Here is a 22,008-nt window from a genome sequence, read left to right on the forward strand (position 1 = left end):
TACCTCCCCGGTTCTAGTAGAAGTCTTTACTCATAGATGCGATAATCTGGACCGTGGCACCCTTTTCCCCGCCCAAGTGGTTGTAGATGTTGAAGAACAGCCGGTTCCTGTACATCAGCTTCAGCCGGTTCACCGTATTCACAATCCCTATATTCCCAATTCCTGAGGTATCATGCCGAAGCTCGCTAACCCCGGAATCCGAGTCCTCAATATTGTCCAGAATCTCCCTGATCCTGCCCGGCGCGAAGCCTTCTCCGTTATCCCGGATTTCGATGGCCCACAGGCCGTTATATACCTTCACCCGCACCTCAATCCTCCAAGGAGGGTCTGTATTCTTAAAAGCATGCTCGATACAATTCTCCACGAACGGCTGAATCACCAGCCGGGGCAGCTCAATCCGCTCAAGGCCCCCGTCCCCGTCAATCTCCCACTCCAGGTCGTCCTCGAAATTATGCTGAATCAGGGACAAATAATGCCGGGTATGCTTCAGCTCCTCCGTCAATGTCACATGCTGATAAGGGGAGGACACAATATAGCGCAGGCTGTCCGACAGATGCTTGCACATTTCAGTCACAACGCTATTCTTCCCTTCCTGGGCGGCAATACTGATCAGATACAAGACATTGTGGATGAAATGGGGGGCGATCTGGGCCTGCAAGGCGGAATTCCGCGACTTCACTTCTTCGTGGAGCGCAAGCTTTTCCCGTTCGATGGATTCCTGCAGCCGCTCCAGCAGCTCCTGAAAAGCGCTATTCAGTTGAATCAGCTCATTGTTGTGGGTACGGGGGCCCGTCTTCATATTCAGGTTGCTGTAGTTCATCCGCAGAATCTGGCTGCGCAGCTTGCGGATCGGAAGCAGCAAGTTCCGGGTCGAGAAGTAGATGAAGATGAACGAGAACAGAATCAGCGCGGTGATCAGCAGAATGGAGAGGTATTTCACCGAATTGACCGGGCCCAGCACCACATTCCTTGGATTCACCACGTAGGTAGTCCAGCCCGTCTCAGCAGAGCGGTGATACGCCACATAGTTCTGGCCGCTGCTTAGATAGATTCCGTTAGCTGCTGCAGATTCAGAGGGAGACGCTGCGAATTCGGGGACCTTCTCCCCTTCCCGTAGTGCCGGAGAGCTGGAGACCAGCCGCCGGTCCTGATCCATAATATAGACTTTGCCGCCCGCCAGGCCTGCAGCAGATCTGTTCAAATACCGCTGGTCGAGCTGCACCGCCAGATAGCCGAACACCTGACCATTCTGGTTCCTGATCGCCCGCACAAAAGAGATGGCATCCGCCCCCTGCCGGTACAGCGCGTAACCGCTTGCATTCCAGGTCGGCAGGTTGCTGCTCTCTTCCAGAAACGGCCTGAGCGAAGCCGGGCTATCCGCATATCCGATATAGGATGCCACCCGCTCCCCTGTCAGATCATAGATCATCATATCCTCAATGTTCAGACTCGGCCCCAGCGCCTGGAACATGATGTCTTTCAGCCGGCGGCTCCGGGTCAGCCCTTCAAGGGTAAGCTGTGAGTAATCGCCTGCGGACAGCAGCGTGAACACCTCTTTGTTCGACAGAATCCGCTGGGAGAGCTGGTTCTGGTTACTGATATACAGGTTCAGCTGATCGCTGACCTGGGCAGCAGCCAGCTTCATTTCGTTCTCCGTCTTGTCCTTGAGCGGCTGGATCACCATATAATTCACGTAGACCAGGAAGCAGCCCAGCACAATCAGCAGCAGCAGCATGAAGGTGAAGAAGAACTTTGTTTGCAGACTGGCCTGAACCCTGCCTCCGCGTAATTTCTGTATAATAGTCGCCAAGCCCGAGCCCTCCCTGAACCTTAGGATGCTGCCTACTTTACAACCAATCGGGCGAAATGACAAGCCATCACCGGAGTTCAGAATATTACACAGAAAGTGTCAAGTACAAACATGTACCTTGTGCTCTCCTCATTCTATAATGGGCAATGTAAACGGATTCAGTTCACAGAAAATACACTACGGGGGCGATCACATGAGTAAGCAAATGAAAAAAATCGCAACAGGCCTGCTCGCTGGAATCATGACCTTAACGCTGGCGGCATGCGGCTCTGACAATTCAGGCAAGGGCAATGCTGCGGCAACGGACAACGGAGGCGGTAACAGCGGAGGCAGCAGCGGCAAAAAGGTAACCATCGAGCTGGCCATCTCCAAAAGCTCGCAGGATTCGGCGTTCGTGGCCCAGGATGTGCTGGATGAATTCGAACAGAAAACCAATATCAAAGTGAATCTGCAGCTGCTTCCGGCAGAGCAGACCGCCACCGTACTCCAGACCAAGCTGGCCGTTGACGAGGTGCCTGACCTGATTCAATATAATCTCGCCAGTGCGACCACGGACCTGAATCTAGAGCGTAATTTCGAGATTCTCGATAATGAGCCTTGGGTAAGCCGGCTGCTGAACAAGGATGTGCTCTCTGCTTACGATCATGTCTACAGCTTCCATTACAGCCAGGATACAGGGATGCAGGGAGTCGTCTACAACAAGGATATTTTCAAAGACCTAGGACTTGAGATTCCGAAGAATTACGAGGAGTTCCTGGCGGTCTGTGAGAAGATCAAGGCCAGCGGCATTACGCCAGTGTTCATGCCGTTCAAGGACAACTGGGCGGCGAATATCTGGCCGGCGGCTGCTTTTGCCGACTGGGCGGCCAAGAACGAGCCGTCTCTGTTCGAAGACATTAATGCCGGCCGCAAGAAGTGGTCCGATGTTCCCGAGTTCGCCACCTTCCTGGAGCAGCAGTATGAGGTCTACAAGAAGGGCTACACCAACACCGACATTCTCAGCGACAGTTACGATATGGCTGTGGGCAAATTCCTGAACAAGGAAACGGCGATGATGTTCATGGGCGACTGGCTGATTGTGAACGTGGCTGAGAAGGACCCGAATGTGCATCTGGGACTGTTCGCCATCCCTTCTTCTGAAGACGCCAATCTCGGCGCAAGCCCGCTGGGCGGCCAGTTGTTCATTCCGAAGAAAGCCAAGCATATGGATGAAGCGAAGAAATTCCTGGAGTTCCTCGCCACCAAAGAAGTTGCGCAGAAAATGGTGGACAGCCAAGGTTCCGTCTCCAACTTCAGCGATGTTACTACGCCGAAGCTCCCGGAATACAAGCAAGAGATTGTCGATCAATATATCACCCCGAAGAAAACTACGCTGACCACCGACGCTTACATGATCGTGGACCGCAGCGAGCTGTACCGTCTGCTTCAGGATGAATTCGCCGGCGGCCTGGACGCCAAGGGCGTACTTAAGGCCTGGGATGAGAAATTCAGCCAGCTGATGAAGGACAAAGGCGTCGAAGGCTTTTAACTAGAGCAAATAACTATTACAACAGGCAGAATAAAGCCCGTCCAGGGCTTTATTCTGTCCCTGGCTATATAGGAGTGTGAAGAGATGAATGTATCCAAGAGACTATACTCGTATTACCTGATCTGGCCTGCACTGCTCATCTATTCGATCTTCTTCGTGCTGCCAGCGCTGATCGGACTCTTCTATTCCTTCACCGACTGGCGGCTGGACCGGGAAGCTATCAAGTTTATCGGCTGGGACAATTTCGAACGGATTTTCACAGATCGAACGCTATTGCTTGCGATGAAAAATACAACGATCTTCGCCATCGTTACCGTACTCGGTAAAAATCTGCTCGGCATCGCGCTTGCGGTCGGCCTGAACATGAAGCTGAAGTCCAAAAACCTGCTGCGGGCGATTTTCTACTCGCCGTCGATCCTCAGCGTGCTGGTCATCAGCATTGTGTTCACGCCCATGCTGCGCTCCGACGGAACGATTAACCGTATCTTCGAAGCTGTGGGGCTGCCTTCGCTGAGCCAGGCCTGGCTGACCAATCCGGCCCTTGTCATCTGGACCGTAGCCTTTGTGTCCATCTGGCAGCATACCGGCTTCCAAATGGCGATCTACCTGGCCGGACTCCAGTCGATCTCCAAAGAGTATTATGAAGCCGCCACCATTGACGGCGCCGGTTCCTGGCGGAGCTTCCGCAGCATCACGATTCCACTGCTGCTCCCTGCGATCAACATCAATCTGATGCTCACCCTGATCGGCGGGCTCAAGGTGTTCTCCGAGGTATTCGTGCTCACCGGCGGGGGGCCGGGCAATGCCTCCCAAGTAGTCGGCACGATCATCCTCCGCTCGTTCGGAGAAGGAAGCTGGGGGCTGGGTACAGCCGTCAATACCCTGCTCTTCGCTGCTGTAACCATCATCGCCATTCCCCTGCTGATCTTCATGCGGCGTAAGGAGGTATCGGAATAATGAGCTTTTCACGTAAAATGGCCTGGCGCAACTATCTGGTAGAAGGGTTCCTGATCCTGGCCTCCCTGCTGATTATCCTGCCGCTGCTGATCATGCTGTTCGGAAGCTTCATGACAAGCGCCGAGGTGCTGAAGTTCTCCTTGCGGCTCCCGGAGAAGTGGAACTTCTCCAACTATACAACGGTCTTCCGTGAAGGGGGACTGGGGCGGGCATTCCTGAACGGGATGCTGATTACCGGCGTCTCTTCCGTGCTGAATATCTTCACCTCCTCGGCAGCCTCGTTCATTCTGGTGCGCCGGGAGACCAAATGGTCGAATTTCCTGTACATGTTCTTCTTCATGGGCCTGATCGCGCCGATGTCCACGATTACAACGATCCGCGTTGTGCAGTGGATGGGCTTCTACGGCAGCATCACCAGCGTCATCCTGATCTATGCTTCGCTCAACACAGCGTTCAGCGTGTTCCTGTACAGCGGATTCATCCGGTCTATTCCGAAGGCGCTGGATGAGGTAGCTTTCCTGGAGGGGGCGAATACATTCGATGTGTTCTTCCGAATCGTCACCCCGCTGATCGTCCCGGTGAACGCCACCGTAGCGATTATGGTCTTCATGTCTGTCTGGAACGACATTACCATTCCGCTCTATTTCCTGACAGACAGCTCAGACTGGACGATGCCGCTCTCGGTATACAATTTCTACGGCAAATACAGCCGGGACTGGAATTTGATTTTCGCCGATCTGGTGCTGACCTCGCTGCCGGTGCTGATCCTGTACATTTTCTGCCAAAAGTACATTGTTAGCGGACTTACGGCGGGAGCGGTGAAGGGATAATGAAGGTGTGGAGAATAGGTTCTGTCAACCTGTGATGTAAAAGGAGCTATCCCGACAGCCATTGAAATAGTTGCTTGGGACGGCTCCTTTTTAGTGAAATTCACGTAAGCACTTCCCCCTGAATTGCTCGCTCTCTTTGAAAGGCTTCTGCTTCATCAGAAAATAGTTTATAATAAATCCCTCGTTTAACAATTAATTGTTGGTGTGTTCCGAATTCTACTACCTGACCTTCATTTAATACAATAATCCTATTCGCATATAAGACAGATGTATATCTATGCGATATGTATACACCTATCTTTCCTTCTATATAATTTTGGAATTGCAGAAATACTTGTTTTTCTGATTCCGGATCAAGAAAAGAGCTTGGTTCATCCATAATATAAAGATCAGCATCTTTAAAGAAAGCTCTGGATATGGCTATTTTTTGCCATTGCCCACCAGAAATTTGAACCCCTCCTTCAAAGTTCCTTCCTAGCTGTTGATCTATTTGATTGGGGAAACTTTTAATTAGTTCATCTGCACCAGTAAGTTGGGCTGAATTCCCTATTTCAGAGGTACTATCCATCTTTTCGAGGTCACCAAAACCAATATTTTCTCTAACAGTAAAATCAAATTGGATAAAATCCTGAAATATAACACCAATTTTTTTGTATAATGTATCTTTACTGTAATTATGTATGGATATTGAATTAATTAATATTTCACCTGTAAAATCATCATATAAGCCTGTCATTAATTTAATTATCGTTGATTTCCCCGATCCGTTTCTTCCAACAAATGCAACAGAGTCATTTGTTTGTATTTTGAAATTGAGGTCTTTTAGCGCGTAAACTGTTTGACCAGGATAAATAAAGGAAACATTTATAAACTCTATACTTTCTATTTGATCCATTTTAACGAAACTCTGCTTTAACAGCGTATTTTCATAACTTTTTTGACTTTTATTTAGAAATGAGAATAATTCATCCAAGTATAAATTATTTTCGCACAAGGAAATTAATCCTTGAGAGATAGCATTAATATTCTGGTTTGTAAGCAATACTGCTTGTACCAAACCATATATACTACCTAAGAGTAGACTCTCTTGAAATGACACATATACAATAATATAAAGAACTATCGAGATAAAAAGAGTACTAATTAATTGAAAGAATAGATATAAAACTGTTCGTCTTTTTGATAGGTCTTTATCCTCCTTATAAAATCTATTAAAAATATCTTTGTACCTAATACTTAAATAGTCATTTAAGCGATATAGTTTAATTTCTTTGAATGCCTTATCATTCGTTAACAAAAAATTAATATAACTTGCTTTCCTTTGCAAAGGAGATCTTTTTCTTTTTGAAATATATTGAATTTGTGCGAACTTCAATAACGAATAGAATGAAAATAAAGGTGACACAAGAAGAATAATCACTAACCACCACTTGAAATTTAGTATAATAACAATACTAGAAATCAGAGTAATAATTGAGCTTATAAGATTTATTAATAACTTATATACTTGGATGGGCCGGTCTATCGAATCTTGCATAACTCTTCTTAGCTGATTATGAATTTCAGGATCTTCATAATCACGTAGCATAAAATCAGAGGTTTTTGTTACTATTGAAACTTGCAAGTGGTTTATTAATAATAGCTGGTATAACTTTTCAAAGTGTTCAAGAATAGACGTAACAAAGAGACTACAAATCAGAACAAAAATCAAAGGCAGAATAGGGTATATCATCACGTTGAATGATCGCTCTTCGATTTTCATCACTAAAAATTGAATGGAAAAAAGATTTATTATTGGTAAAAAACCTTTAATTATATAACAAAAAATAATTAATGAAAAATAACTTCTTTTTGCCCTCCATAATAATTTCCCAAGTTCCGGCCAGTACCGAAATGATGCAAATATAGTTTTGATATTGATCCCATCCATCTTACCCTCCAAAGCTTTACCTTCTCCCATTATTTCGCGCTAAATCAATCGTTAATGGTAAGTTTTTGACGACGACTTTCCGTATAGATATTCATTGGGTTTTCTTCAAGTGTTTTTTTGATCATTTGATGTTTCAAGAGATTAATATTATCCTTTGAAGTACCCGTATCATTAGTTAATATGTAATCTATCCATTTGCTTACCCAGTCAAATCCATAATTAAAATCTAGCAGTTTGTTAGAATATATGTTAATGATCAGTTGGTCACCATTCTTCATCATGACTTTTGGTTCTACAGAGGATACAGCATAACGTTGAGTAATTTCTAAAGAGTAGCGCTTTGGAGCTATATGAAGCCCATCAGCTATATTGTATAAATAATCTATAACAACACCGAACTTCTCAGCCCTATCCCTACTCATTCCTTTGTAATGGACCTGTGTTGTTCCAATTTTTATAATTTTAAATTCATTACTTTCAAGCCGCTTATCATGCGTATATTCATAGATACGTATGCCACTAAATAGACACAACGCAATTCCAACGGTTAACCACGTAATCAGACTTTTCTTCCCACCTCCTCGACGATACGAAAATATAGTTGCCATTCCATAAAACAATAGAACCGCAGCAAAAATCGAAATAATATTCCTAAAGTTTATTAGGTAGGGATTGTAAATATTAAGCACTGGAGATACATATCTGAATTTTTCGTGTAGAGTCCATGGAATTAATCCAATGGTTAAATATAAAGTAATCAGAATCAGTATTCCTAAACCATGCTTGCGGATTACTTCACCTACCAAAAGACCTGATACAACAGCAAAAAAGCCGGAAAAAAGGGCAATAAGCCCAATATTAAAGTCTGGAACATCCCCAAACCAGATACGTAATGTGCCCCATATTATTATTATCACAGGTGAAGTTATGATTACTGCTACAATTCCTTGATTAAAAATTTTACGGTTGGTAGAGATTATTGACAAAAATACAAATTGCTCTGCTTGATATCTTTTGCTTAAATTAGCCGCCTGCAGTGCAAACAAAGCAATAAATAATAAATCCAGGCTAATTTTCAAAATCAAATCTTCATTCATTTGAAAATTAAAATATACTATTACCATTAAAGAAAACAGGTATATTCCTGTATTGGCCTTGCCAAAGAAAAGAAGCAACCAAAATCGTATTAGATTTAAGTTCATAATCTCCCCCTTGCTTTCCACAGACGATTGCTAAAATACATTAGAATTAATGCAATACACAATATAAAAGTTCTTCCTACAAAAAAAGACGAGTCAAAAAAATGACTGGTAATCCAATCCGGGTTAAACCATATCGAAAAGGCCGGAGAATTCACTGACATCCCTATAACAAGAAAAATAATATTAAATATATTTACGTATACCTGTTTTTTTAATAATAAGCTCAAAAGAGCAGCAATTTGAACAGATATACCAATTGTCGTAAACGAGGTGTAAATTAACGGAAGTATTAAATCAAAAAAGTTGACTCCATAAAATAACACATGACCTCCGAGAATAAGGATTAAGCAACTGGATTGTGCCAGAAAGATAATCCCCCACAAAACACAAACTTTACATACAAGATATAGGTAGTTTGAATGCAATTTAGGAATGATGGTTGAATAGATCATCGCTTGCTTATCATCGTCATAAAGAAAAGAATATAGAATTGGCATTGCTAAAATACAGAAAAATAATTGTCCGTGCAACAAGAATACCCACATTTCTTTATCCTTTGAACCCGTAGATAAATACAGAAACATAGGTATCAAAAAAGTGATCAGGAAAACCAAAATGTTATATAATAAATTTTTCTTTAACAACAGTATTTCAAATCGAACTAAAACTTTCACCTCCCTCACTCTATTAAGGCCCCCTCTCATTATCAGATATATACAGATAAGCATCTTCCAGGTTTGGAGTCTCTAGTGTATATTCCCCATATTTTTCCGGAGGACTGTTATCTAGCAAACGAACTTGCATTAACCCCCTTTTCCTAACAACAGATATGATCCGGCTTTCATTACTTAATTGTTGCAACTGCCCTTTATCCACTTCAACTAACCATATTTTCCCTTCCACTTTATGGATAGCCTCATCAACACTCCCATTATAAAGACAGCTTCCTTTCTTTAAAATAAGTACATTGTCACAGGTGCTTGAGATATCCGGTACAATATGCGTAGATAACAATACAATGCGATCTTCCGAAAAACTGTGAAGCAAGTTTCTAAAAGCAATTCGCTCCTTTGGATCAAGCCCCACCGTAGGTTCATCAATAATTAACAACTGGGGAAGGTTTAACATAGCTTGAGCGATACCAAATCGTTGTTTCATACCGCCTGAAAGTTGCTTGATTTTTTTATGAGCATGTTCTTCAAGACCCACTTCAACTAGTCTTTGTGAAATTTCTTCCTGTATTCTTCGTTGACCTATTAACCCCTTTAAAGCAGCAAAATAATTCATGGACTCAGTGATTGTTGCATCAGGGAAAAAATCAAAATTTTGTGGAAGATATCCTAACATGGAACGAATTGCATCAGGCTCTTTTCTTAGCGAATATCCAAACATACTTACATCGCCCTCGTTAAACCCTAGCAGTGTTGCTAGAATTTTCATTAAGGTAGTTTTACCAGCCCCATTATCACCAAGCAAACCAAAAATCCCCTTATTAATTTGAAAACTTAACTGATTAATGACTTGATTACTGCCGTATTTTTTACTCAATGCTTCCACTTCAACTGACAATCATTTCTTCCTCCTTTATCATCTTGTTATTAAACAATTTATCTTTATCCTCCTCGTCCAACCTCAAGTATAATCTGATGCAATCATTTATTGCACTTCTAGTAAACTCACAGGAAATTTCTAGCGGATCTTCTATAGCTCCAGTGTTCTTTAAATTTTCATGTGGGCAATCTCCACCACATAAGTTAATTGCCCAACATTCCTTACACTTTGTTCTTTCTTCTAGACTAAATTCCTTTAATATTTCCTTCTCCCTAAGGCGGGAAACTCCTTTATTCACATTTCCCAGAGAATAATTTTTTTCACTAACAAATCTTTGACATGGATACAAATCTCCATGAACATCAACAGCTAGCATATGGGAAGCAGCCCCACAATAATAATGCCGTTTGGAAGATGAATGAACCCTTCTTAGATATTTGTATATATTTGAGATTTCCCGAGCCTTCTTATACTCCTTACTATGTATTAAAGTCTCAAAATAATTTACCAGTTTGGTGAATTCAAGTGAGTAATCCTCATAATCCTTAACATTAAGCATCTGAACTGCAGGATACATAGCAACATTTCGAAATCCAATTTCATTTAAATGTTTTAATGTATAGGTAATATCGAGTTGAACCGGGGAGACAGTAGCTCTCGCTGAGATCATTCCATTCTTTCTTAATTTCTCAGTCCTATTAAGAATAAGATCATAGCTGCCTTCTTTATTCTGAAAATAGCGGTTAAAATCATGAGTTTTCTGATCTCCATCCAGACTCACTTGTATTGCTACCTGATGCTCCATTAAATAGTCAACAACGTCTTTAGTAAGCAAGGTTCCATTTGTGGTCATACTATACCTTACTCTTTTCCCTGTTTGTTTTTCTTTGCTTTGGACATAAGGAATGATATCCTGAATGAGTTTATAATTAAGTAATGGCTCTCCACCGAAAAAACAAATGCTTAGTTCTTCCTCCAAAGCTTGATCAAATAAAAAATCTATAGCTTGGGTAGCTGTATCCATGTCCATCCTGCCACGGTCATTGTATTCTCCATTAACACCATAACAATAAGAACATCTCAGATTACATTCTTGAACCAGCATAAGAATCAGAGAAGAGACCCCGTTCGTCTCTTTTATACAAGCACAGGAATCTGTATTAATGTCATCCACTGAATCTTGCACACGTAAAACTCCTGCTTTCTCTAGCGTAGTAAGTAATTCACTTAACTCTTCCATGCTATATTTATTTTTTAGAAGTTGGTAAAGTTCTTCAATAGTTTTCCCGTCACTGTTGCAAATATCTACTATTGTGTCATCTACTTGAAATATCCCGCTATTCTCAACATTATATAGATATAAATTATCTTGCTCTTCGAAAAATTTTACAGCTTTAATTGTTATTAGACTATTAAACATTAATAACTTCACTTCCTTCTCAAAATATTAGAAAGCCTAAGAATTGCTTCTTAGACTTTCTTTTGTTTATAGATGAAAATTCAATCAATCCCCATCATTACGAATACACCAACCACTCTCGTTGTTTCCACAAATAAAGTCAAAAGCATCACAGTCTACGCATTTGTCTCTTGCATCGCATGTTATGCAAAACATAGGTGACACACTACCACTTGCAACGACATTAACAGGTTTAAACATCCGACTACCTCCTATATTTTGGAATTATGTAATACTTAGTTAGTTTAGCTCGTTCATTCGCTTTTATCTACATATAAACAGGATTTTTTTGAATATTTTGTTAATGTTTTTAAATTAAAGTATTTTTTAACTAATAGAGATCATGTTCGGCTTGGTTATTATCAAACGGAATGCATGGACGTAGCGGTTGGTCTCCAACTCCCCCACATTGCGGGAAGGAGAAAAGGCTCCGGCATTCGCTGCATCTGCATCTGTTAACGGAATCTACCTGAGCAGCAGCCTGAGCCGTCCCTGTTCGAGGACATTAATGCCGGCCGCAAAAAAGTGGTCCGATGTTCCCGAGTTCGCCACCTTCCTGGAGCAAACAGTATGAGGTCTACAAGAAAGACTACACCACGACATTCTCAGCGACAGCTACGATATGGCAGTAGGCAAATTCCTGAATCAAGGAAACGGCGATGATGTTCATGGGCGACTGGCTGATTGTGAACGCGGCCGAGAAGGACCGAATATGCATCTGGGCCTGATTGCCCCAATGTCCACGATCACCACGATCCGTGTCGTGCAGTGGATGGGCTTCTACGGCAGCATCACCAGCGTTATTCTGATCTACGCTTCGCTCAACACGGCGTTCAGTGTGTTCCTGTACAGCGGATTCATCCGGTCCATTCCGAAGGCGCTGGATGAGGTGGCTTTTCTGGAGGGGGCGAATACATTCGATGTGTTCTTCAAGATCGTCACCCCGCTGATCGTCCCGGTGAACGCTACCGTAGCCATTATGGTCTTCATGTCCGTGTGGAATGATATCACCATACCGCTCTACTTCCTGACCGACAGCTCGGATTGGACGATGCCGCTCTCCGTGTACAATTTCTACGGCAAATACAGCCGGGACTGGAACCTGATCTTCGCCGATCTGGTATTAACCTCCCTACCCGTACTGATCCTGTATATCTTCTGCCAGAAATACATTGTTAGCGGACTTACGGCGGGAGCGGTGAAGGGATAACCTCAGCCCCTTTTGTGGCTTTCTAGGACTTTGGATCATTCGGGCCGGAGCATTCAGACATAACATACAGCAGACAACCTGATGCGGCATCCGGGAGATCCGGCGCGCCTGCCCATCCGGTTGTCCGTCCGCCGGGCCCGGCGAGTCCATGAGCCAGAAGCACATGAAAGGGGTTTTTAATTATGAATACAAAAATAGCAAACCACAGAAGAAATCTAGCATCAAATTTTAATCCTTACGTGTTTGCGAGTTATGAACTTTCCTATTATTTTGGCTACGTCGCTGTCATTGATCCTGTATACAATAAGGTCACCAAACGGATTCCGGTAGGCCTTAACCCTGGTCCTATGTGCTTGAATCCAAGTGAGGATAAGCTCTATGTAGTAAATACGGGCAATGATTCGGTCACTATCATTGATGCATATAACTTTAACGTTATCAAAACCCTTCACATTGGCTCTTCGTCCACCTCTAGCGCTCCTGTTGCTATCTTCGCTGCTGCTAACGTGAACAAAGTCTATGTAGCCCATTCGGGTAACAGGGCCGTTACAATTATTGACTCCGTCACAGATACGGTTATTAAGCAAGTGGATTTGCCTAGCGGAAGCGGCTACCCTTTTGCCTTTGCCGGTAAGGTGAACAGTCTCTTTGTCTTTGTTGCCTGCAAGTCTAAAGATAATGATAAAGGTAATGTTGTCGCCATTTCCGTTGACGATGATACCGCCCATCCAGTTGGGGATGATACTCCGCTTGAATTTGACGGGACCCACAACCCCTTGACCGTGTACCCAGGCGGAGTGGAACTGGTCACACTTGGGCAGACTGGCATGCTGACTCATTTTGAACAACTTACAATGGGTCCGTCCAAAACTTCAAGTATGCTGGACAATACGGTATCCGGGATCTATCTGGATAACAAAATGTTATTTTGCACCTCGCGGGAAGATAGAGCCTATCTGAAAAAATTCAACAACCTGTTCATGGACCAGCAAGGAAACATCACCCATGATCAATTCACAGAAATCCCTAGCTACAAAGGCCAGGATAAAATCCGTGTTTCAAGTGATCAAAGTACTATTTGCATCACCATTCAACCCACCACTTTCCCGACAGGTGGTCTGCAAATTTACGATGTAAACGCTGCTAGCTCAAAGTTTGTTCCGCTCCCTTATGTCGGTGATTTAGCACTTTACGATGACATCATTGCCTATGTAGGACAACTGACTTCGATTCAACCGATTGCTTTGGGAAATCCAAGTAATCCCATTCCTGCTATTCCGATTGGCACAAGTCTCTCAGACCGCGTCAACGTGAAGAACATTATTTCCGGTTATAGCAATCAGTCCTTGTAATGCACATTTAATATAAAAATCGAGCTCTCTTCAAGTCGAAACGGACTTGAGGACAGCTCTTTTTTTGCCAGAAATGCATTGTAAGCGGACTTACAGCGGGAGCGGTGAAGGGTAATCTCAGCCCTTTTTGTGGCTTTATTGGACAAATGTATTAATCGGGCCGGAGCATTCAGACATAACATACAGTAGACAACCTGATGCGGTATCCGGTAGATCCCGGCGCGCCTGCCCATCCGGTTGTCCGTCCGCCGGGCCCGGCGGGTCCATTATCCAGCAACACATGAAAGGGGTTTTTATTCGTGAATACGAATATGGCAAAGCGTCGCAGAAATTTATCATCAGGTACTAATCCTTACGTGTTTGTGAGTTATGAACATTCCCTTTACTTTGGCTATATTGCTGTCGTTGATCCTGCACAAAATAAGATCATTGAACGGATTATGGTGGGCCCAAAGCCCGTATCTATGTGCTTGAATAACCAGGAGGATAAGCTTTATGTAGTGAGTAATGCCCAGGATTCGGTCACTATCATTGATGCGTATGAATTTAAAATTATCAAAACCCTTCCCATTAACACTTCGTCCGCTAATAGCGCTCCTGTTGCTATCTTCGCTGCTGCTGGCGTGAACCAAGTCTATGTAGCCCATTCTGGTGACAAGGTCGTTACAATTATTGACGCCGACAAGGACGAGGTTATTGTACAAGTGGAATTGCCTGACGGAAGTGGCTACCCGTTCGCCTTTGCCGGCCAGATGAATAGCGCCTTCGTCTTTGTTGCCTGCAAGTCTAAAGATAATGATAAAGGTAATGTTGTCGCTATTGATGTTAATTCTAACATCGCTCAACCTGTTGGGGATGATATTGAGCTTGAATTTGACGGGACCCACAACCCCTTGGCCCCATCCGTAGCGGGGCTAACCACATTTGGACCGACTGGCATGTTGACTTTTTTTTCATTTCATTTAATTGTTGAATCCAAAACTACAAGTCTGCTGGACAATACGGTATCCGGAGTCCACCTGGACAACAATTTGTTATTTTGCACATCGCAAAAAGATAGAGCTTATCTGAAAAAATTTAAAAAGCTAGCTCTTACCGGGACAGGAAACATTATCTATGATGAGTTTACAGAACCCGCCAGCTTCAAGGGCCAAGATAAAATTCGTGCTACACGTAGTCAAAATTATATTGGCGTCACCATACAGCCCACCACTTCCCCGACAGGTGGTCTGCAACTCTACGATGTAAACACTTCTAGTTCAAAGTTTGTTCCGCTCCCCTATGTAGGTGATCTAGCGTTTGCCGGTGACAGCACGGCTTATGTAGGAGAGGTGAACTCGATTGTTCCGATTGATGTGGGAACGGCAACAGCGCTGCCCGCTCTTCTGATTGGCTACAATTCCACTGATCGCATCACCGTCAATAATATAATCTGCGGTTATAGCAATCAATCCTTGAATGTAGATTTAGTATAAAAATCGAGCTGTCGCTTCAAGTCTAACTGGACTTGGGGGACAGCTTTTTTTCTATCTTACTGGACATTAGGACTATTCGGGCCGGAGCATTCAGACATAACATATAGCAGACAACCTGATGAGGCATCCGGGAGAATCCGGCGCGCCTGCCCATCCGGTTGTCCGTCTGCCGGGCCCGGCGAGTCCATTAAATAGAGCTGCATGAAAGGGGATTTTATCTATGAATGTGAATCTAACAGCAAACCATAACAGAAATACACGCAGCGGCCTTTCTTATGTGTATGCATCTTATGTACTCAACAATTACGCAGGATATGTTGCTGTTATTGATCCCAATACTGATGAGATCATCAAGCGGATTTCAACAGGCCAAAATCCTACCGCTATGTGCCTGACTCCCTCTGGGGATAAGCTTTACGTGGCGGATGAGACTGGGAATGTAGTCTTTGTCTATAGTACGGATAACTTTCGCCTTTTAGGCGGAATTGCAGTTGGCAGCAAACCTGCTGCTATCTTCATAGAATCTAGTGGCAACAAAGGCTATATAGCCAGCTATGAGGCTTCCAGCGTGATCATTTTTGATGCCCACACTTATAGTATAATTACAACTAAAAATATAAAGAACTACGGCATGCCTTTCGCCATTGCGAGCAATGAAAAGAGCCCCTACGTCTATATTGCCTGCAAGAGAGATCCTGCATTAGGAGATTCTGTTCTTGCCTTTGACATTAATGATACTGGGGCTAATGTTATTTCGATTGGACCAGATCTGAAACGTGTATATGATTCGACCCGCAACCCCTTGATCGTTCACCCGAATGGACACACACTGATCGAGCTCGCTGATGTTGGAGTCCTTAATTATGCTGATTTTACGGGTAATTTCACATCTAATACGACAAGTTTTCTGGACAATACGGTATCTGGGGTTTATCTGGACAACGGCTGGTTATTCTGCACTATGCGAGAAGAAAGGGACTTTTTGAAAGTATTTGAGAACCTGGATATTGATGTGTATGGGAACATCACCTCTGAGTATAGCAAAGAAATCCCCAGTTACAAAAGTCAGGATAAAATTCGCACTTCGCTTAACCAAAAGTATGTTGGTGTCACCCTTCAACCCACGTATAACCCGGCGGGTAAATTGCAAATCATCGATGTAGACAGCTTTAATTCGAGGTTTTTTGAATTTGACCTTGTCGGCGATCTGGCGTTCTACTCCGACTCCAAAGCCTATGTGGGAGAAGTAAGCAGGGTTCGTCCCGTTAATCTGGCCACTGGAACAACTATACCTATTATAGACGTCGCGGGAAACTACATGGTGAGGAACATTATTTCCGGATATAGCAATCAATCTTCCTAATGCATTTTTAGTATAGAAACCGAGCTGTCTCTTTAAGTCGAAACGGACTTGGGGGCAGCTCTTTTTTGCCAGAAATGCATTGTTAGCGGACTTACGGCGGGAGCAGTGAAGGGGTGAGCTCTGCCCTTTTTGTGACTTTCATGGACAAATGGATTATTCGGGTCGGAGCATTCAGACATAACATATAGCAGACAACCTGATGCGGCATCCGGATACAACCGGCGCGCCTGCCCATCCGGTCGTCCGTCCGCCGGGCCCGGCGGGTCCATTATCCAGCAGCACATGAAAGGGGTTTTTATTCGTGAATACGAATACTACAAACCGTCACAGAAATTTATTATCAGGTACTAATCCTTACGTGTTTGTGAGTTATGAACATTCCCTTTACTTTGGCTATATTGCTGTCGTTGATCCTGCACAAAATAAGATCATTGAACGGATTATGGTGGGCCCAAAGCCCGTATCTATGTGCTTGAATAACCAGGAGGATAAGCTTTATGTAGTGAGTAATGTCCAGGATTCGGTCACTATCATTGATGCGTATTCCTTTAAAGTTATCAAAACCCTTCCCATTAGCAGTTCGTCCGCTCAAATTGCTCCTGTTGCTATCTTCGCTGCTCCTCGCGTGAACAAAGTCTATGTAGCCCATTCTGGTGACAAGGCCGTTACAATTATTGACGCTGACAAGGACGAGGTTATTGCACAAGTGGAATTGCCTGACGGAAGTGGCTACCCGTTCGCCTTTGCCGGTAACATGAATAACGACTTTGTCTTTGTTGCCTGCAAGTCTAAAGATAATGATAAAGGTAATGTTGTCGGTATTGATGTTGAATATAACACCGCTCAACCTGTTGGGGATGATATTGAGCTTGAATTTGACGGGATCCACAACCCCTTGACCTTTTATCCAAACGGAGCGGGGCTGGTCACATTTGGACCGACTGGCATGGTGGTTGTTTCTTCATTTCATGCAATTTTAGAGTCCAAAGCTACAAGTCTGCTGGACAATACAGTATCTGGAGTATACCTGGACAACAATTTGTTATTTTGCACATCGCAAGAAGATAGAGCTTATCTGAAAAAATTTAAAAACCTATTTTTTAACGGGCAAGGAAACATTACCTATGATGAATTTACAGAACCCGCCAGCTTCAAGGGCCAAGATAAAATTCGTGCTACACGTAGTCAAAATTATATTGGCGTCACCATACAGCCCACCACTTCCCCGACAGGTGGTCTGCAACTCTACGATGTAAACACTTCTAGTTCAAAGTTTGTTCCGCTCCCCTATGTAGGTGATCTAGCGTTTGCCGGTGACAGCACGGCTTATGTAGGAGAGGTGAACTCGATTGTTCCGATTGATGTGGGAACGGCAACAGCGCTGCCCGCTCTTCTGATTGGCTACAATTCCACTGATCGCATCACCGTCAATAATATAATCTGCGGTTATAGCAATCAATCCTTGAATGTAGATTTAGTATAAAAATCGAGCTGTCGCTTCAAGTCGAACTGACTTGGGCGGCAGCTTTTTTTCTATCTTACTGGACATTAGGACTATTCGGGCCGGAGCATCCGGACATAACATATAGCAGACAACCTTATGAGGCTTCCGGGAGAATCCGGAGCGCCTGCCCATCCGGTTGTCCGTCTGCCGGGCCCGGCGAGTCCATGAGCTAGAAGCACATGAAAGGGGTTTTTATTCGTGAACACGAATATGGCAAACTGCAGAAGGAATCTATCAGCAGCTCATCCTTATGTCTATGTAAGTTATGAAATAAATTCCAATTATGGATATATCGCCGTCATTGATCCTGTACAAGATACGATAGTCAAAAGGATTAGAGTGGGCAGCCGGCCTGGACCCATGTGCATGGACCCCGCAGAGGAAAAGCTTTTCGTGGTTAATACTGATAGTGATTCAGTTACCATCATCGATACGAATACCTTGAAGGTTCTGAATAGTGTTCATATTGGCAATTCGCTCTACAGGAGCTATCCTAATGCTATCTTCGCTGCTCCTAAAGGCGATAAAATCTACGTAGGCCATTCAGGTGATTCGAGCGTTACAATTATTGACTCCGTCACCAATGAGGTTATTAAACAAGTGGAAATGGTCCCACCCGGAATTGGCATCCCTTTCGCCTTTGCGGGCAATAAGAATAGCTCCTATGTCTATGTTGCACGCACGTTTGCTGATTTGGCACGAGATAGAGTGGTCGCTATTGGCATTGACGATGATATCGCTCATCCGTATGGTGAAGATATTGAGCTAAACTTTGAACCAACCAGCAACCCCTTGGCCGTTCATCCGGACGGGCACACCCAAGTCACGTTAGGATATAACGGCATGCTCACCTATTTTGACGGTGATGCAATTGGGGAATCCAGTACGTCAAGTTTGCTCGCCAACACGGTTTCCGGGGTCTACACGGACGACAAAAGACTATTCTGTACTATGCGCGAAGACAGAAATTATCTGAAAGGAATTAAAAATCTGTCCATAGATAAGTATGGAATCATCACCTATGAGAGTTTTGTGGATTTCCCCAGTTACAAAGGGCAGGATAAAATTCGTCTTTCCCGTAAGCAACTCTACATGGGCGTTACCATTCAACCCACTGATTTCCATACAGGTGGAGTGCAAATCGTTGACTTAAGCGAAGGCTATCGCGATTTAGTTACACTTCCTGTTGTCGGTGATCTGGCGTTTTATTCAGATACCAAGGCTTATGTGGGAGAACTGAACACGGTTCGTCCGATTGATGTGGCAACTTTCACAGTTCTACCCGCTATCCAGATTGGGCGAGAGAACATCACTGTCAAGAATTTAATTTCTGGTTATAGCACTCAATCCTAGCAGTAATCAATTATATAGGCCATTAACCGTTAAGGCGGAGCTGTCTCTTAAGGTCGAATTTGACTTGTAGGCAGCTCTTTTTTCATCCTCATGAGTCTCTTATCTTCTTCGTTACCCCTGCCCGTTGTGTGGACGAAACTGGACGTTATAGTTGTTCTGACTTGAGAATCCATACATACCCTATAACAGACATCCAATCGCAGTTTTCTGACAATATATTACATATTCACCCTGGTTGTCGGTCCGCCGGGTCCATCCGATTCATACACAAGAAAGGGTATTTCAACCTTATATGGTCATGTCGCTGTAATTGATCCGATACAAGACCGGTTGACCAAACGAATTCCGGTAGAAGCCAATGCTGGCCCTATGGCTATGGATCCGACAGAAAAGAGATTATACGTTGTGAATACCGGCGCAGATACTGTCACCGTCATTGGCCACAAAGCCTATGTAGCCAATTTCAATGACAGAGCCGTAACGATTATTAATACCCAAACGAATAAGGTTATAACAAAAAAGGATATGGGCCCCGGTAAGCCTTTCGCCTTTGCGAGCAATGAGAAAAGCTCCTTTGTCTATGTCGCCTGCAGGGTTGCCGATGGACGCGATTACATTGTCGCCTTTTCCATTGAGGATAACATTGGCTATCAGTATGGCAACGAATTTAATCTTACCTTTGATGAGACCCGCAACCCCTTGACTGTTTCCCCGGATGGAAACACCCAAATCACGTTGGGAACTAACGGTATCCTTTGTTTTTTTGATGATGATGTGAAAGGCCAGCCTACCACATTAAGTTTACTGGACAATACGGTATCCGCAGTCTACCTGGATAACAAATTGTTATTTTGTACCTCGCAAGAAGGAAAGAGCTATCTGAAACGAATTGTTGACCTCACTGTTAGTCCGAACGGACAAATAAGCTATGATGATTTTAAAGATATTAACAGCTTCAAAGGGCAGGATAAAATTCGTTTTTCCCGCAATCAAAAGTATATAGGCATTACCGTACAGCCAACTAATTTCCCGAGGGGTGGTCTGCAAATCTACAATATAACCGCTATCCAGTCCCGGTACGTCTCGCTTGATTCAGTCGGCGATCTGGCATTCTTCTCAGACACCAAGGCCTATGTGGGAGAATTTCAAGGGATTCGTCCGATCGATCTGGATACTGCAACGGCCCTCCCCGCTATCACACTTGGTTCCTATGACACCACTCCAGTTCAAGTCAAGAATATTATCTCCGGTTATCGCAACCAATCCTAGCAACGCCCTTGAAAGGAGATGTAACCATGACCACAGACATGACCAAAACAAAGACAGCAGCCTCTGGTAGTTTTTACCTCTATGTTGACTATGTAAATTATAATGTTTCCGGGTATCTTGCCTTTATAGATCCTGAGCGCGATGAGGTGATCCGCACTATTATAGTGGGCTTCGATCCTGGCCCAATGTGCATTGATGTTGATGAAAAGATGCTTTATGTGCTGAGCAGCTTGGGCAGCTCCGTTACTGTCGTTGATACAAAAACAATGAAGGTTACGACTAGCCTTCACGTTGGCCAAGGAAATGCTTCCTACCCTGTTGCAATCTTCGCTTCTCCAGTAGGCGGAAAACTCTATATAGCCGATTCCGGTGAAAAAACAGTTGTGATTATTAATACCCTCACGAATGCTATTATAAAGGATGTGGATGTGGGCCCAGGCAAGCCCTTTGCCTTTGCGAGCAATAAGAATAGCAATTTTGTCTATGTTGCCTGTAAGGTTGCCGATGGTGAAGATTACGTTGTCGCTATTTCTCTCAAGGATGACAGCGCTTATGCGTATGGCAAGGAAATGGGGCTTACCTTTGACGGAACTCACAACCCCTTAGTGGTCCACCCGGATGGGCATACCCAAATTACGCTGGGAACTACTGGTATGCTTGTTCACACAGATGATAAAATTGGCAAGCCGGTTACGTCAAGTTTGCTGGACGATACGGTTTCCGGCGTCTACCTGGACAACAAAATGTTGCTTTGTACCATGGACGCAGGAAAAAAATATCTGAAACGATTTACAGATCTGGCTGTTGATAAAGAAGGGCACATAACTTACGATGATTTTATAGATGTCCCCAGCTTTGAAAGTCAGGATGTAATTCGTTATTCGCGTATGCAAGGCTTTATTTGCATCACCATACAGCCCACAACTACACCCTTGGCTGCAGTGCAAATCTACACTTCAACCGGTATTAATTTCCCGCTAGCAAGATTTCCTCATGTCGGCGATCTGGCGTTTTCCTCGGATACCAAGGCCTATGTGGCATTAATTAATAGTATTTGTCCGATTGATCTGAACACCGCAAGGGTCCTGCCCGAAATCCCGATGAGTCCTATAAACAAGGATACTAACCAAGTCAGAAGTATTGTTTGCGGTTATCGCAATCAATCCTAGCAATGCTCTTTTTACAAGCCAGCAGGATGTTGCCTTTGAGGCAATG

Annotated in this window: 16 protein-coding genes and 1 pseudogene; 11 read left to right on the plus strand and 6 right to left on the minus strand. The window is 43.8% G+C overall.

Annotated elements, in window-relative coordinates:
* Positions 1 to 13: 13 nt before the first annotated feature.
* A complete protein-coding gene (locus MKX51_RS20970) occupies positions 14 to 1,810 on the minus strand; it encodes a sensor histidine kinase (protein ID WP_340993697.1) in 1,797 nt (598 codons plus the stop codon).
* A 193-nt stretch (positions 1,811 to 2,003) separates the two neighbouring features.
* On the opposite strand from MKX51_RS20970, the gene MKX51_RS20975 reads away from it, so the two are divergent.
* The 3 genes from MKX51_RS20975 (at position 2,004) to MKX51_RS20985 (ending at position 5,125) form a co-directional block, all read left to right on the plus strand.
* Entirely contained in the window at positions 2,004 to 3,338 is a 1,335-nt protein-coding gene (locus tag MKX51_RS20975) for an ABC transporter substrate-binding protein (protein WP_340993698.1), read from the plus strand.
* Positions 3,339 to 3,422: 84 nt separating this feature from the next.
* Positions 3,423 to 4,295 (plus strand): carbohydrate ABC transporter permease, encoded by an 873-nt coding sequence (locus MKX51_RS20980; protein WP_340993699.1) that lies wholly within the window; start codon positions 3,423 to 3,425, stop codon positions 4,293 to 4,295.
* Positions 4,295 to 5,125, plus strand: a complete 831-nt coding sequence (locus tag MKX51_RS20985; RefSeq protein ID WP_340993700.1) for a carbohydrate ABC transporter permease — start codon at positions 4,295 to 4,297, stop codon at positions 5,123 to 5,125. Before MKX51_RS20980 ends, MKX51_RS20985 begins: the two co-directional genes overlap by 1 nt.
* Positions 5,126 to 5,225: 100 nt before the next feature.
* Here the strand turns inward: MKX51_RS20985 and MKX51_RS20990 are convergent, their stop codons facing one another.
* The 5 genes from MKX51_RS20990 to MKX51_RS21010 all read right to left on the minus strand — a co-directional run bounded on the left by MKX51_RS20990 (position 5,226) and on the right by MKX51_RS21010 (position 11,985).
* A complete protein-coding gene (locus tag MKX51_RS20990) occupies positions 5,226 to 7,055 on the minus strand; it encodes an ABC transporter ATP-binding protein (RefSeq protein ID WP_340993701.1) in 1,830 nt (609 codons plus the stop codon).
* Positions 7,056 to 7,099: 44 nt separating this feature from the next.
* Positions 7,100 to 8,257 (minus strand): hypothetical protein, encoded by a 1,158-nt coding sequence (locus MKX51_RS20995; RefSeq protein ID WP_340993702.1) that lies wholly within the window; start codon positions 8,255 to 8,257, stop codon positions 7,100 to 7,102.
* Between the two features lie 687 nt (positions 8,258 to 8,944).
* On the minus strand, positions 8,945 to 9,826 hold the full coding sequence (locus MKX51_RS21000; RefSeq protein ID WP_340993703.1) for an ATP-binding cassette domain-containing protein: 882 nt from the start codon (positions 9,824 to 9,826) through the stop codon (positions 8,945 to 8,947).
* Positions 9,816 to 11,228: a PapB family radical SAM/SPASM ranthipeptide maturase gene (gene papB, locus MKX51_RS21005; protein WP_340993704.1), complete on the minus strand. Its 1,413-nt coding sequence runs from the start codon at positions 11,226 to 11,228 to the stop codon at positions 9,816 to 9,818. Before papB ends, MKX51_RS21000 begins: the two co-directional genes overlap by 11 nt.
* A gap of 628 nt (positions 11,229 to 11,856) precedes the next feature.
* A complete protein-coding gene (locus MKX51_RS21010) occupies positions 11,857 to 11,985 on the minus strand; it encodes a hypothetical protein (protein ID WP_340993705.1) in 129 nt (42 codons plus the stop codon).
* Between MKX51_RS21010 and MKX51_RS21015 the strand changes: the two are divergent.
* The 8 genes and pseudogenes from MKX51_RS21015 to MKX51_RS21050 form a co-directional block, all read left to right on the plus strand.
* Positions 11,986 to 12,477: pseudogene (locus MKX51_RS21015) on the plus strand (carbohydrate ABC transporter permease); the annotation flags it as partial.
* Positions 12,478 to 12,659: 182 nt separating this feature from the next.
* On the plus strand, positions 12,660 to 13,829 hold the full coding sequence (locus tag MKX51_RS21020; protein WP_340993706.1) for a YncE family protein: 1,170 nt from the start codon (positions 12,660 to 12,662) through the stop codon (positions 13,827 to 13,829).
* Positions 13,830 to 14,128: 299 nt separating this feature from the next.
* Positions 14,129 to 15,304, plus strand: a complete 1,176-nt coding sequence (locus MKX51_RS21025) for a YncE family protein (RefSeq protein ID WP_340993707.1) — start codon at positions 14,129 to 14,131, stop codon at positions 15,302 to 15,304.
* 220 nt (positions 15,305 to 15,524) lie between these two features.
* Complete coding sequence (locus tag MKX51_RS21030; RefSeq protein ID WP_340993708.1) at positions 15,525 to 16,667, plus strand: YncE family protein; 1,143 nt, start codon at positions 15,525 to 15,527, stop codon at positions 16,665 to 16,667.
* Positions 16,668 to 16,968: 301 nt separating this feature from the next.
* A complete protein-coding gene (locus tag MKX51_RS21035; protein ID WP_340993709.1) occupies positions 16,969 to 18,150 on the plus strand; it encodes a YncE family protein in 1,182 nt (393 codons plus the stop codon).
* A 219-nt stretch (positions 18,151 to 18,369) separates the two neighbouring features.
* Positions 18,370 to 19,524, plus strand: coding sequence for a YncE family protein (locus MKX51_RS21040; protein ID WP_340993710.1), 1,155 nt, complete (start codon positions 18,370 to 18,372; stop codon positions 19,522 to 19,524).
* Positions 19,525 to 19,929: 405 nt separating this feature from the next.
* Positions 19,930 to 20,793, plus strand: coding sequence for a YncE family protein (locus MKX51_RS21045; protein ID WP_340993711.1), 864 nt, complete (start codon positions 19,930 to 19,932; stop codon positions 20,791 to 20,793).
* A gap of 26 nt (positions 20,794 to 20,819) precedes the next feature.
* The gene (locus MKX51_RS21050) at positions 20,820 to 21,962 is read left to right on the plus strand and encodes a YncE family protein (RefSeq protein WP_340993713.1); all 1,143 of its coding nucleotides are present in this window, start codon (positions 20,820 to 20,822) and stop codon (positions 21,960 to 21,962) included.
* The last annotated feature ends 46 nt before the right edge of the window (positions 21,963 to 22,008 follow it).

This window comes from Paenibacillus sp. FSL M7-0420 (assembly GCF_038002345.1).
In the GTDB taxonomy this organism is placed as follows: domain Bacteria; phylum Bacillota; class Bacilli; order Paenibacillales; family Paenibacillaceae; genus Paenibacillus_AQ.